Genomic DNA, 13,655 nt, shown 5'->3' with positions numbered 1-13,655 from the left:
TGGAGTGAAGTGCTAACATCGCCAGAAACAACACAAAACCGGACAAATTGGGCATCATCGAAAATGACGTGGACAATTTGTCCATGCTGCCCCACGCCAAGAGTCACATGACTTGCTGGTCAAACCAGTCAATCACGATTTCGGGCTTTGGTTGCAACCGTGTTGCCATGCCTTCGGCGAAGACCTCGAACCCATCCACGTTGCCCCGCGCAACGGCGGTGACCACGGGAATGCCGCGCCCCAGCGCCTCGCCAATCAAGGGACGGAAACCGCGCCCGTCCACCTCTTGTTTGCCGAATTTATTGATGATCAGCAGGTCCGCCCCCTGATCCAGCGCCGCGCCCACAAGGCCCACGGCCCGCTCTAGCCCCTCGGGGTCCAGACGGCATCCTTGGGACAGCGCGCCCAGATCCTGAGAGATGCGCACCACATCCGAGCCATTCAGGATTTCCAGATCCATCTGGCATTTGTACTCGGCCTGAAGCTCGATATTGAACTGCACCGCACCGGCCAGTTTGACGCCTCGGGCGCGCAGGTCCTCGGACACTTTGACCAGACAGCGGTCCGCTTCGCCACGCCCTTCGGCGACGATGTATGCCAGCATGTTCCCCTCCCCCTTGCAAATCACTCAGGCGACATAAATGATGCCCGACAATTGCCTAGCCAACGCCACTCTGCAAGGACCACTGGCCCGATGCCTGAACTGCCCATCCTTCCGAACCCGCATGACAGCCGTTTGACGCGGCGGATCAAAGGGCAGGATCACACCGGCGCCGATGTCGAGATTTCGGTGGTCGAAGAGCGCCCCCTGACCATCTACCTGAACAGCCAAGAAATCGTGACCGCCATGACGATCGGGGACTACCCCGAGTATCTGGCGCTGGGGTTCCTGCGCAATCAGGGCATGCTGCGGGATGATGACGAAGTGACCGGCGTCGATTTCGACGAAGAGATCGAAACCGTGGTCGTCCGCACCACCCGCCAGACCAGCTACGAAGAGAAGGTCAAGAAAAAGACCCGCACGTCGGGCTGCGCCGTGGGCACCGTGTTCGGTGACATGATGGAGGGGCTAGAAGGCCTGACCCTGCCCGAAACACAGGTGCGCACCAGTTGGCTTTACGCACTGGCGAAAGAGATCAACACCACCCCGTCGCTGTACCTTGAGGCTGGCGCGATCCACGGCACCGTGCTGTGCCAAGGCGACCGCCCACTGGTCTATATGGAAGATGTAGGGCGTCACAACGCGGTCGACAAAATCTCGGGCTACATGTTCCAGCATCAGGTCGATGCGGCGGACAAGATCCTCTACACCACGGGCCGCTTGACCTCGGAAATGGTGATCAAGACGGCACTGATGGGCATTCCAGTGCTGGCCTCGCGCAGCGGCTTCACCGCGTGGGGCGTTGAAATCGCACAGCAGGTCGGCCTGACCCTGATCGGCCGGATGCGCGGCCAGCGGTTTGTCTGCCTGTCGGGCAATGAGCGTCTGGTGCGCGACGTGGACCCCACGATGATCCCCGAGGAAGACCGCAAAAGCCGCCGCAAAGGATCGGGCGATGACTAAGCTGCCCGCCGTTATTCTGGCCGGAGGCCGCGCAACCCGCATGGGCGGCGGCGACAAGGGTCTGCGTCAGGTGGGCGGCAAGCCTCTGCTGGATCACGTGATTGACCGCCTGCGTCCGCAAGTCGGCGCGATTGCCTTGAATGCCAATGGCGATCCTGCGCGGTTTGCGGCTTACGGCCTGCCGGTGATTGCAGACAGCCTGCCTGACTGGCCCGGCCCTTTGGCGGGCGTTCTGGCCGGTCTTGATTGGGCCGCATCGCAGGGGCATGAGGCGATCATCACGGCTGCCGCCGACACGCCGTTTTTCCCGACCGATCTGGTGGCGGAACTACAGGCGAATGCTGGCCCCTCGGGCCTTTGCCTTGCGGCCACCCGCGAAGGCGACAAGATCTGGCGTCAGCCCACCTTTGGCCTATGGCCTGTGGCCTTGCGCGATGATCTGCGCACGGCCCTGAAAGACGGACTGCGCAAGATCGTTCTCTGGACCGATCAGCACAACGCAGGGCTTGCGTTTTTCGACACCCACCCCGTTGATCCCTTTTTCAACGTGAACACCCCCGAAGACATCGAAGAGGCCGCGCGCCAGATGGAGGACCTGTGAAGATCTACGGCGTCACCGGCTGGAAGAACTCTGGCAAAACCGGCCTGATGGAGCGACTGGTCGCTGAATTTACCCGCCGTGGGTTGAAGGTCTCGACCATCAAGCACGCCCACCACACGACGGATGTGGACCAACCGGGGCGCGACAGTTTCCGCCACCGCGAGGCTGGCGCATGCGAGGTCATGCTGGCCTCGCCCAATCGCTGGGCCCTGATGCATGAGCTGCGCGATGAAGAAGAGCCGCCCTTGCACGAACTGCTGGCCCGTATGTCCCCAGTGGACCTGATCCTGATCGAAGGGTTCAAGCGCGATGCCCACCCCAAGGTGGAATGCTTTCGCGGTGTAAACGGCAAAACGCCCTTGGCGTTGGACAGCACCACCATCCGCGCCATGGCCAGTGACACCGCATTGCCAGATGTGACCCAGCCAGTGTTCGATCTGGATGACACCGCCGCGATTGCCGATTTCATCGCGGCCGAGGTAGGTCTCTGACATGTTCGACCGCATCGCCATTCTGGACTGGTCCGCAGCGGGTCGCCCCAAGACGGGCAAGGATTCGATCTGGCTGGCGGTCGCGGATGCGGAAGGTGTGCGGGCAACTAACATCCCCACGCGGACAGAGGCCGAAGGCGCGGTAGCCGCGCTGATGAAACAAGGCCGGACACTGCTGGGGATCGACGTATCACTGGCCTATCCGGCAGGCTTTGCGGAACAGATCGCGGGCGGCCCGCTGGATCTTTGGGGATGGCTGGCGCAGCACATCTCCGACGCCCCCGACAACAGCAACAATCACCGCGAAGTGGCTTCGCTGATGAACAGCCACTTTCAGGGCGAGGGCCCGCTTTGGGGCAATGGCGCGAAGGCAGAAATCGATGGCCTGCCGCGCCTGAAACCGGCGCATGCCCTGCCCGAATGGCGCGCCTGCGAAAAAGCGATGCGCAGTGCAGGTGCGCAGCCCTCTAGCTGCTGGCAACTGGCGGGCGTTGGCGCTGTTGGCGCACAAATGCTGACGGCTCACCCCATGCTGCACCGTTTGCAACACAACACGAACACATCCGTGTGGCCCTTTGAAAAACCGTCAGAAAACGTGATCGCCGAGGTCTACCCCTCGCTACTGTCAGCCGAGGTCAAAGCCCACTTGGCCCGCCACCCCGCGATGGTTCCCGATCAGGCGCAAGTCACACTGCTGGCGCAGGCTCTTTGGACGCTGAACGGCAATGGCACGCTAGCTCAGATGCTGCACGCGGACTTGCCCGAAGCTGCCAAGATCGAAGGCTGGGTCTTGGGTCAGGATGATCCTATCGCCCTGCGCCGCGCCCTGCCGCCCGTGCAAGAGCCGCCGCGCCTGCGGGACGATTGCTTTGCCATGCCGCAAGGGGTTTCGTGGGTGCCGGTGGATGAGGCGTTGGAGCGTCTGCGCGCCGCCCTAACCCCGCTGGCGCAGGTGCAGGCCTTGCCCACCCACATGGCCCACGGGCGCATTCTGGCCGCTGATACTGTGGCCCGCCGGTCGAACCCGCCGCGCCCCAATTCCGCTGTCGATGGCTATGGCTTTGCCCACGCGACTACTGGCGCAGGCGTGCAAACCTTGCCGCTGGTCAAAGGCCGCGCCGCCGCCGGTCAGCCCTTTGACGGCGCAGTCCCCGCTGGGGCCGCCGTGCGCATCCTGACCGGTGCGATCCTGCCCGATGGCGTCGATACCGTCGTGCTAGAGGAAGACTGCGCCGTGGATGCGGCCTCGGTCACCTTTGACGGCCCCGTAAAGCCCCGCGCCAACACCCGCAAAGCTGGCGAGGATGTTGAGGCGGGCGTCACCGCCCTGACCCAAGGCACCAAGCTGCGGGCACCGGAGATCGCCCTACTCTCGGCACTTGGCGTGCCAGAGGTGCAGGTCTACGCCCCCTTGCGCGTGGGTGTCCTATCCACAGGGGACGAGATCATCAACCGACCCGACCAAGACGCCCTGCCCCATCAGATCTACGACGCGAACCGCCCCATGCTGCTGTCCTTGCTGGATCGCTGGGGCTACACGCCCGTTGATCTGGGACATGTGAAAGACGACCCCAAACGGATCGAAAAGGCACTGGATCGCGGCGCGGATAGGGCCGATGTGATCCTGACCTCAGGCGGCGCTTCGGCGGGGGATGAGGATCACACCTCGCGCATCTTGCGGACCAAAGGCACCCTCTCTAGCTGGCGCATCGCCCTAAAGCCGGGGCGGCCGCTGGCGCTATCCCTATGGAACGGGGCACCAGTCTTTGGCCTGCCCGGAAATCCCGTAGCGGCGCTGGTCTGCGCTTTGGTTTTTGCCCGCCCTGCCCTGTCACTGATGTCCGGCGCGGGCTGGCTAGAGCCGATCGGCTTTACCGTCCCCGCCGCCTTCGAGAAGAACAAGAAACCCGGTCGCCGCGAATACCTGCGCGCCCGTCTGAATGCCAAGGGCGAGGCCGAGGTGTTCAAGTCCGAAGGCTCGGGCCGGATCAGCGGACTTGCGTGGGCGGATGGTCTGGTCGAGCTGGACGACGGCCCCGCGCAGATCACCCACGGTGCCCCCGTGCGCTATATCCCCTACGCGATGCTTGGGCTGACCTAGGTTTTGCGGATCAGATAAATCTGGGTTTCGCCTTCGTCGGTCTGGCTGACCAGCTCATTCCCGCTTTCAAAACAGAAATGAGGCACGTCCACCACCGCCGCTGGGTCGGTGGCGATAAGGCGCAGGATTTTCCCTGCCTCCATGCCTTTCAACCGCTTGCGCGCCTTCAAGACGGGCAGCGGGCACAACAGGCCAATTGCGTCGATTTCTTGATGCCATTCCATGGGCCAAGATGTAGGGCGCGGCAGGGAAACTGTCCATTGGAATTCGTTGTGCGATTGATAGGAGATTTCTATCGCGAAACGGATATTCAATATTGATTAACCACCCAATTTACAGGCACAACATGCGGCAACCCACCCGTTTTCGATGGAAGGCAGCCCATGGCACTTGATCACAAAAGCATCCCTTGGACCTCGGGCCGTAGCGGCAACAAAGGCCGCGCGCATACCAAGGGCCGACCGCTGGACGATGCCGCGCTGTCGGATGTGCGCACCTTGCTTGGGGACCGCCCCCGCAACCGCGACCTGCTGATCGAGTTTTTGCACCTGATTCAGGATGCTTACGGCCACCTGTCGGCCCCGCATTTGCGGGCCTTGGCCGAAGAAATGCGCCTCTCAATGGCCGAGGTTTGGGAAGTGGCCAGCTTTTACGCCCACTTCGATCTGGTCAAGGAAGGCGAGGCCCCGCCACCCGATCTGACCATCCGCGTCTGCGATTCCCTTTCGTGCGAACTGGCTGGGTCGGAGGCGCTTTATGAGGCGCTGGACAAAGGCATGGACCCTGCCAAGGTCCGCGTGTTGCGTGCGCCCTGCATGGGCCGCTGCGACACCGCCCCTGTGGTCGAGATCGGCCACCGACATGTGCATCAAGCCACCACCGACAAGATCGACCAGATCATCAGCGGCGGTGACTTTCACCCCGTAATGCCCGAATACGAAGACCTGTCCGATTACCGCGCCCGTGGCGGCTATGACAAACTGACCCAACTGCGTGCGAACGGCGATTGGGCGCAGGTGCAGGACACGCTGCTAGAGGCAGGCCTGCGCGGCCTTGGCGGTGCAGGTTTCCCGTCTGGCAAGAAATGGGGCTTTGTCCGCGCCAACCCCGGCCCGCGCTATCTGGCCGTCAACGGCGACGAGGGCGAGCCCGGCACCTTCAAAGACCGTGTACACCTAGAGCGTGAACCCCATGTCTTCCTTGAAGGCATGCTGATCGCCGCTTGGGCGGTCGAGGCGGAAAAGTGCTTTATCTACATGCGCGACGAATACCCTGCGATCCTGAAGCTGCTGCGCAAAGAGATCGCCGCCTTAGAAGAGGCAGGCATCGCCCCCAAGGGCTACATTGATCTGCGCCGCGGCGCGGGGGCCTATATCTGCGGCGAAGAAAGCGCGATGATCGAAAGCATCGAAGGCAAGCGCGGCATTCCCCGCCTGCGTCCGCCTTATGTGGCGCAGGTTGGCATCTTTGACCGCCCCACCTTGGTGCACAACGTGGAAACCCTGCACTGGGTCGCCATGATCTGCCGCGAGGGGCCAGAGGTCATGAACGCCACGGTGCATAATGAGCGCACCGGCTTGCGGAACTATTCGGTCTCGGGCCGTGTGGCGAAGCCGGGCGTTTACCTGCTGCCCGCCGGATCGACCATCACCGATGTCATCGCCGCCGCCGGTGGCATGGCCGAAGGGCACAGCTTCAAAGCCTACCAGCCGGGGGGACCGTCGTCTGGGCTGCTACCTGCCCATATGAATGACGTGCCGCTGGACTTTGACACGCTGCAACCGCATGGCACCTTTATCGGCTCGGCCGCTGTAGTGGTGCTGTCAGATAAGGACAGCGTGCGCGATGCGGCTCTGAACATGCTGCGCTTCTTTGAGGCGGAAAGCTGCGGGCAATGCACACCCTGCCGCGTGGGCTGTGAAAAGGCGGTCAAACTGATGCAGGCTAAAACTTGGGACCGCGAATTGCTGACCGACCTCTGTCAGGTCATGGGCGATGCCTCGATCTGCGGTCTCGGACAGGCCGCGCCGAACCCGATCAAACTGGTGATGAAACATTTCTCGGAGGAGGTGTGACCATGGACGGCAACAACATCGAACAGGTCACCTTCACGCTGGACGGGCAGGAAGTCACCGCAGTTGGCGGCGAAACCATTTGGGAGGTCGCACAGCGCCACGGCAAGACCATCCCCCACCTCTGCCACAAACCTCAGACCGGCTACCGCCCTGACGGCAACTGCCGCGCCTGCGTGGTCGAGATTGATGGCGAACGGACCTTGGCGGCCTCTTGCTGCCGGAACCCTTCAAACGGGATGACAGTTAAAACCGACAGCGAACGGGCGGTGAAATCCCGCGCCTTGGTGATGGAACTGCTGCTGGCCGACCAGCCCGAGCGTGACGCCGCCCATGACGCAGGAAGCCACCTGTGGGACATGGCCGACGCGCAGAACGTCAGCGAAAGCCGCTTTCCCACCCTTGAGGCCGAGCGCATCCCATTGCTGGACGACAGCCACGTCGCCATGCGCGTCAACCTTGATGCGTGTATCCAGTGCGGCCTGTGCGTGCGCGCCTGCCGCGAGGTGCAGGTGAACGATGTGATCGGCATGGGCGGGCGCGGTCACGATGCCTACCCTGTCTTCGATCTGGATGACGACATGGGCGCAAGCTCTTGCGTGGCATGCGGCGAATGCGTTCAGGCCTGCCCCACCGGCGCGCTAATGCCCGCCACTGTTCTGGATGCGGACCAGCAAGGCGACAGCAAGGACTTTGACAGCGAAGTGCAATCGGTCTGCCCCTTCTGCGGCGTCGGCTGTCAGGTCAGCCTGAAGCTGAAAGACGGCAAGGTGAAATTCGTTGAGGGCATCAACGGCCCCGCCAACGAAGGGCGCCTGTGCGTGAAGGGCCGCTTTGGCTATGACTACATCCACCACCCCCACCGCCTGACCAAACCGCTGATCCGTCTGGAGGGCGCACCCAAAGAAATGGCTGTGGACCCCGCGAACCCCTTCACCCACTTTCGCGAGGCAACTTGGGAAGAGGCGCTAGATGCTGCCGCTGGCGGCCTTGGCGGTCTGCGATCCGCAAACGGGGGCCGCAGCGTCGCCGGTTTTGGCAGCGCCAAATGCACCAACGAAGAGGCCTATCTGTTCCAGAAGCTGATCCGTCAGGGCTTTGGCCACAACAACGTGGACCACTGCACCCGTCTATGCCATGCCAGTTCGGTTGCGGCCCTGATGGAGAACGTGGGCAGCGGTGCCGTCACCGCTACCTTCAATGAGATCGAGAATGCGGATGTGGCGATCGTCATCGGCTCGAACCCGACCGAGAACCACCCCGTCGCCGCCACCTATTTCAAGCAATTCGCCAAGCGCGGCGGCAAGCTGATCATCATGGACCCGCGCGGCACTGCGATGAAGCGCCACGCTGAACATATGGTCCAGTTCCGGCCCGGCACCGACGTTGCCCTGCTCAATGCGATCATGTGCGTGATCGTCGAAGAGGGGCTTTACGATCAAAGCTACATCGACCAGCACACCGAAAACTGGGAAGCGGAAAAACAGCATCTGGCCGGTTTCGCCCCCGAAAAGATGGCAGCGGTTTGCGGCATCGACGCAGAAACCATCCGCACGGTTGCCCGCGATTTCGCGACTGCCAAGGCAGGGATGATCTTCTGGGGGATGGGCGTGTCGCAGCACATCCACGGTACGGACAACTCGCGCTGTCTGATCTCGCTGGCCTTGATGACGGGCAATGTGGGCAAACCGGGTGCCGGTCTGCACCCCTTGCGCGGTCAGAACAACGTGCAGGGCGCATCCGACGCGGGTCTGATCCCCATGTTCCTGCCCGACTACCAAAGCGTGACGGATGACAAGATCCGCGGCCACTTCAACAAGATCTGGGGGACCGAGGATTTCAGCGCCGAAAAGGGCCTGACCGTGACCGAGATTCTGGATGCGGTCCATGCGGGCGACATCAAGGGGATGTATGTGCTGGGAGAAAACCCCGCCATGTCCGACCCCGATGTGACCCACGCCCGTGAGGCGCTGGCCAAGCTGGAATGCCTTGTGGTGCAGGACATCTTCCTGACCGAGACCGCCAACTACGCCGACGTGATCCTGCCCGCCGCAGCGTTCTATGAAAAGAACGGCACCGTCACCAACACCAACCGTCAGGTGCAGATGGGCCGCGCCGCCGCCACCCCGCCGGGTGAGGCACGTGAGGATTGGGCCATCACCGTGGCGCTGGCGCAAAAACTGGGGTTGGACTGGACCTACACACATCCCAGCGAAGTCTTTGCCGAGATGAAGCAAGGCATGAAGTCGCTGGACAACATCACGTGGGACCGTCTGGCTGGTGAGAATGCCGTCACCTATCCCAGCCTCTCGCCCACAGATCCTGGTCAGGCGATTGTGTTCGGCGATGGCTTTCCCCGCGCGAACCAGCGGGCGCGGTTTACCCCTGCCGATGTGATCGCACCGGATGAGGCGCCCGATGCGGATTACCCGATGATCATGACCACGGGCCGCCAGCTAGAGCATTGGCACACCGGATCGATGACCCGCCGCAGCACCGTACTGGACGCGATCGAGCCAGAGGCGAACTGCTCGCTCCACCCCTCGACCCTGCGCAAGCTTGGTGTTGCGGAAGGCGGCAAGGTCACGCTGGAAACCCGTCGCGGCAGCATCACTTTGCTGGCCCGCTCGGACCGCGCGGTCTCGCCAGATATGGTCTTTGTACCCTTTGCCTATGTTGAGGCAGCGGCGAACGTGCTGACCAACCCTGCATTGGACCCCTATGGCAAAATCCCCGAGTTCAAATTCGCCGCCGTGCGCGTCACGGCGGCCTGAACAGCGGCCACAAAGCCCGAAGAAGATAAAGGCAGCACCGGAGCGATCCGGTGCTGCCTTTTCAATCTGACTGCCCACGCGGGGGGCTTGTGGGATCAATCAAGATTGAAGCTAAAATCCTTGGACTTGTTGCCATCGTTCCCGCGCGCATCGGGTGCGGGCATATCGACCACCTCGATGATGTCTGATCGGGAATTGGCTGCAGTGGCGCGTGTAACCTCGGCCTTCACGGCGTCCTCAGTCTCGCCCGCCGATGCACCAACAACATTAAAGCCGACCAGATCGGCCGGAAGATCGACATCTTTGGTTTTGAAGAAACCCACTGCCTCGGCCAGCGCCTGCGCCTGACTGGACAGCTCCGTTGCTGCAGACGACATCTCTTCCGACGCAGCCCCGTTGCCTTGGGTCACGTAATCCAGATCCTGAATGGATTTGTTGATCTGATGCGAGCCTTCCGCCAGATGACGTGAGGCGGCACTGATGTCGGTAACCAGTTCAGAGGTGCGTTCAATATCGGGCACCAGCGCGGCCAGCACTTTGCCTGCTGCGACCGCAGATTTCACAGTGTTCGCCGACAGGGCCGAAATCTCGGACGCGGCTTTCTGGCTGTTCTCAGCCAGTTTGCGCACTTCCGATGCGACCACAGCAAAACCACGGCCATGCTCGCCCGCACGGGCAGCCTCGACCGCAGCGTTCAGTGCCAGCAGATCGGTCTGACGGGCAATCTCTTGCACAACCATGATCCGTTCCGCGATGCGCTGCATATCACTGACCGCTTCTGCCACCACTTTACCCGACTGGGTCGCGCCTTGGGCTGACTTGCGAGCGATCTCTTCGGTTTGCGCCGCATTGTCCGAGGTGTTGGTGATATTGGCCGCCATCTCATCAACAGCCACCGACACGCGCTCGGTCGTGGTGGCTTGCTGCGAGGCACCAGAGGCTAGATCTTCCGAAGTCGACGCCATCTGGTTCGCCCCCGCCGCCACGTTACGGGCCGCTTCAGCCACCTGCCCTACGGTCTCGCGCAGACGCAGCACCATGTCGTTCTGGCACTTCAGCAGATCACCGATCTCATCCTTCCGGACAAAGGTCGCAAGCTCGCGCAGATCGCCTTCCGACACCCGCACCGCAAGCTTGATCGCCTTGTTCAAACCACGGCTGACCGAGCGGATCATCACAACAGACGATGTGCCTGCAACCACTAGGATACCCGCGATAATGATCAGCAAAGTCATCTGAGTTTGCTGGAATTCGGCGTTTACCTTCGCGACCGAAGCATTCATGCCCTCACGCATCCGATCGCGAATTTGATCGGCCATAGCCAGAACCTTTTGGGTCTGTTCCTTGCCATCAGTGTGAAACAGGTCGTTCGCCTGATCGCCGCGCCCCGACACATCAAGATTGATAGTCCGCGAGTTCGTCGCCGCCAGCATGTCATGATACAGAGTCATCTTGTTCATGAGCTTGCGCGTATCATCGTCAAGACGGGGCATGACATCGTTTACGACCGAATAGAAGTTATTGGTCAGCCCTTCGATCTTGACGCGAAGGTCGGGGATACGCTGGGGGGAGTCATCGCTTGGGGACACCAACGCCTCGGCCACGGTCGAGCGGATTTGCAACTCGGCTTCGGTCAGACCGTCAATGATCGACAGGTCATTCGCATCATATTTCACAACGCCGCCGAAATGTACGTTCACATCGCGGAACTCTTTCATGGCATAGGCCAGAATGCTTCCCATCAGGATGAAAATGAACAGAAAATTACCCGCCATTTTGGCTTTGAGCGTAATACGCATCGTGTCTCCTTCCCTTCCACGGCACTGCTCCGCAATCTGACTGCAGGTGCAAAAACCGGTCAGAAACTGGCGAAATCAGGCGCGTACCCCCATCAAAGCCCAGATTTTTCCGTGGCTTTTCCATGGACGGTAATACGCCGGAACGGGACGCGGATTTAGATGACCTAGGCGAAGGATGACCAACCTATCCCTAATGAGCAGAAAGCTCTCGCTAGGAGATGAACGGAAGGGTCACATTTTCCGGCTGAAAAACCGCACTGAAATCAAAGTGTGAACGAGATCGCATACCGCATGCCCGACGGGTCCGCGACCGAGGTCACCTGCCCGCCAAGCTGACCCTCGATACACATCTGGATAAGGCGCGTACCAAAGCCTTTATGAGCGCTGGGTTGCAGACTGCCGCAGGGCAGATATTCGTGCCACTGCAAAGAAAGCGCGCCATCCTGAACGCTCCAACGGACGTGCAGAGTCCCCTCCAGACCGGATAGCGCACCGTATTTCGCGGCATTGGTTGCCAGTTCATGGACCGCCAGCGCCAGATTGGTAATCCGTTGCGCCTCAAGCTGTACGTCGGGACCCTCCAGTACCAGACGATCCGAGCCAATCGGCACATGGGGCCGCAACACAGTTTCGAACAGCGCCCGCAGCGAAACCTCTGGGATAAAATTGCGGGTGGCGGTGACCACGGGAACAATCAACTCATGCGCACTGGCCAGCGCGCTGATCCGGTCTTCCAACGCATCGGCCAAAGGACCAACCTCGGTGTAGTTGCGCCGGTTCATCCTGATAAAGCCGCTAACCAGCGCGAAAAGGTTTTTCAGACGGTGGTTCATCTCGTCCAGCAGGATCTGCCGTTCCGAAAGTACCGCACGTAGCATCAGTTCTGTCTCGACCATGTTGCGCAGATCGGTGAGGCTCTGGACATCCTGCTGGGTCCATTCGTGCGGCTCATCATGAATGGCGCAGAATGACCCCAAAGCATGCCCCGCCGCGTCATGAACAGGCACGCCAAGATAGGCGATCACATCCAGATCACGAATGGCAGGATTGTCTTTCAGCAGATCATGTTCGCGGGCGTCGGTCACCGCCAAGGCATCGCGCGTCGTGACCACATACTGACAGAACGAACTGCACAAAGGCGTTTGGCGGTCCGCTTCGCTGGCGATCGGAAGGCCGTGACTGGCCTTAAAGAACTGCCGTTCGCCGTCCACCAAGGACAGCAAACCGACCTTCACCCCCGTCACAGTAGTGGCCAACCGAACGGCCCGATCAAATATCTCCTCCTGCGGCGTATCCATAAGCGCCGCCATATCCAACGCGCGCAGACGCAGGACGTCCTGTAGGATTTCCAGATGCTCTGGAGGGACGGATAAGGGGAACGGTTTTGCCATCAGATCTTTACTACTTTTCAACCTACAGCGCTGAAATTAGAGCGCACTGGCACATGCCTCAAGAGATTTGCAGTCGTAAACCGATCGCTAAGCGCATATAAATACATGCAAATTTCAGAAGGTGTCTTGAAAGAGCGGCTTTTTAAGGCGAAGTCAGACAGTTTCGCAGATCACCTGCATCAGAAAACTTGATCGATTCACCATTTTGCCTGTTAAACTATAAAAATTAGCGCCTTCTGGATTGCGTTAGGGCGCTTTTCGGTCAGATCGACTGAGCACTTTTCTATAGACCAACCGCCCATGCCACCACGCCTACGGTGGCACAGGCACCCGCTCAGGTGCCGCACTTAAGTCGAAAGCCAAAGAAAAAGGACCGGGCCTGGAACCCGGCCACTCTGGAGTCGCAACGGAAGGAAGCGTCTTATGTCCAACACGATTGTTGTCGCCTACGACGGCAATGACAGCGCCAAGCGCGCGCTGGCATTCGCGGTCGAACGCGCGAAAGTTATCTCTGGCAATGTTATCGTTGCCCACGTCCTTGAATGGTCCCCCTACAAATTCCTGACCCCTCAGGAAATCGAAGAGCGTCACGCCCGTCGTCAGGACGAATTGTCCCGCGCCGAAGCCGCCCTTCTGGCCCCCGTGAAAGAGGAATACGCAAGCAGCGGCGTTCCGATCTCGACCGTCATCAAATACGGCCACGTGTCCGAGACCCTGATCAAGCTGGCCACCGCCGAAGGCGCGGTTCAGTTGATCATCGGCCGCACCGGCGAAGGTGCCCTGTCCAGCCGTCTGTTCGGCTCGGTCGCGGGTACGCTGGCGCAGACCTGTCCCATTCCCGTGACAATTGTCCCCTAAGCGG

11 protein-coding genes are annotated in these 13,655 nt (G+C 60.9%); 7 read left to right on the top strand and 4 right to left on the bottom strand.

Translation table 11 applies throughout. The features are described from left to right. Positions 1-103 precede the first annotated feature (103 nt). Positions 104-604: a DUF2478 domain-containing protein gene (locus tag CLV74_RS07310; RefSeq protein ID WP_106263585.1), complete on the bottom strand. Its 501-nt coding sequence runs from the start codon at positions 602-604 to the stop codon at positions 104-106. A 90-nt stretch (positions 605-694) separates the two neighbouring features. On the opposite strand from CLV74_RS07310, the gene CLV74_RS07305 reads away from it, so the two are divergent. The 4 genes from CLV74_RS07305 to CLV74_RS07290 are packed head-to-tail and all read left to right on the top strand — an operon-like array spanning position 695 to position 4,757. Continuing rightward, entirely contained in the window at positions 695-1,564 is an 870-nt protein-coding gene (locus CLV74_RS07305; RefSeq protein ID WP_106263584.1) for a formate dehydrogenase accessory sulfurtransferase FdhD, read from the top strand. Further along, the gene (mobA, locus tag CLV74_RS07300; RefSeq protein ID WP_106263583.1) at positions 1,557-2,165 is read left to right on the top strand and encodes a molybdenum cofactor guanylyltransferase MobA; all 609 of its coding nucleotides are present in this window, start codon (positions 1,557-1,559) and stop codon (positions 2,163-2,165) included. Before CLV74_RS07305 ends, mobA begins: the two co-directional genes overlap by 8 nt. Continuing rightward, positions 2,162-2,656: a molybdopterin-guanine dinucleotide biosynthesis protein B gene (mobB, locus tag CLV74_RS07295; protein ID WP_106263582.1), complete on the top strand. Its 495-nt coding sequence runs from the start codon at positions 2,162-2,164 to the stop codon at positions 2,654-2,656. Before mobA ends, mobB begins: the two co-directional genes overlap by 4 nt. A 1-nt stretch (position 2,657) precedes the next feature. Then, entirely contained in the window at positions 2,658-4,757 is a 2,100-nt protein-coding gene (locus CLV74_RS07290) for a molybdopterin-binding protein (protein ID WP_106263581.1), read from the top strand. On the opposite strand, the gene CLV74_RS07285 is transcribed toward CLV74_RS07290, so the two are convergent. Continuing rightward, on the bottom strand, positions 4,754-4,981 hold the full coding sequence (locus CLV74_RS07285; protein WP_106263580.1) for a sulfurtransferase TusA family protein: 228 nt from the start codon (positions 4,979-4,981) through the stop codon (positions 4,754-4,756). The genes CLV74_RS07290 and CLV74_RS07285 overlap by 4 nt on opposite strands. A gap of 159 nt (positions 4,982-5,140) precedes the next feature. Between CLV74_RS07285 and CLV74_RS07280 the strand changes: the two genes are divergently transcribed. Together CLV74_RS07280 and fdhF are read left to right on the top strand one after the other, a co-directional pair. Further along, a complete protein-coding gene (locus CLV74_RS07280; RefSeq protein ID WP_106263579.1) occupies positions 5,141-6,832 on the top strand; it encodes an NAD(P)H-dependent oxidoreductase subunit E in 1,692 nt (563 codons plus the stop codon). 2 nt (positions 6,833-6,834) lie between these two features. After that, positions 6,835-9,603: a formate dehydrogenase subunit alpha gene (fdhF, locus tag CLV74_RS07275; protein WP_106263578.1), complete on the top strand. Its 2,769-nt coding sequence runs from the start codon at positions 6,835-6,837 to the stop codon at positions 9,601-9,603. A 95-nt stretch (positions 9,604-9,698) separates the two neighbouring features. Here the strand turns inward: fdhF and CLV74_RS07270 are convergent, their stop codons facing one another. Both CLV74_RS07270 and CLV74_RS07265 read right to left on the bottom strand, forming a co-directional pair. Then, positions 9,699-11,402 (bottom strand): methyl-accepting chemotaxis protein, encoded by a 1,704-nt coding sequence (locus tag CLV74_RS07270; protein WP_106263577.1) that lies wholly within the window; start codon positions 11,400-11,402, stop codon positions 9,699-9,701. Positions 11,403-11,665: 263 nt separating this feature from the next. Next, positions 11,666-12,793, bottom strand: a complete 1,128-nt coding sequence (locus tag CLV74_RS07265) for a sensor histidine kinase (RefSeq protein WP_106263576.1) — start codon at positions 12,791-12,793, stop codon at positions 11,666-11,668. Positions 12,794-13,216: 423 nt separating this feature from the next. Here CLV74_RS07265 and CLV74_RS07260 point away from each other — a divergent pair, with 423 nt between their 5' ends. Next, the gene (locus CLV74_RS07260) at positions 13,217-13,651 is read left to right on the top strand and encodes a universal stress protein (protein ID WP_106263575.1); all 435 of its coding nucleotides are present in this window, start codon (positions 13,217-13,219) and stop codon (positions 13,649-13,651) included. The last annotated feature ends 4 nt before the right edge of the window (positions 13,652-13,655 follow it).

Source organism: Donghicola tyrosinivorans (assembly GCF_003003355.1).
Taxonomy (GTDB): Bacteria; Pseudomonadota; Alphaproteobacteria; order Rhodobacterales; family Rhodobacteraceae; genus Donghicola; species Donghicola tyrosinivorans.
The sequence above is the reverse complement of the archived record's forward strand: the minus strand, read 5'-3'. Positions and strand labels throughout refer to the sequence as shown.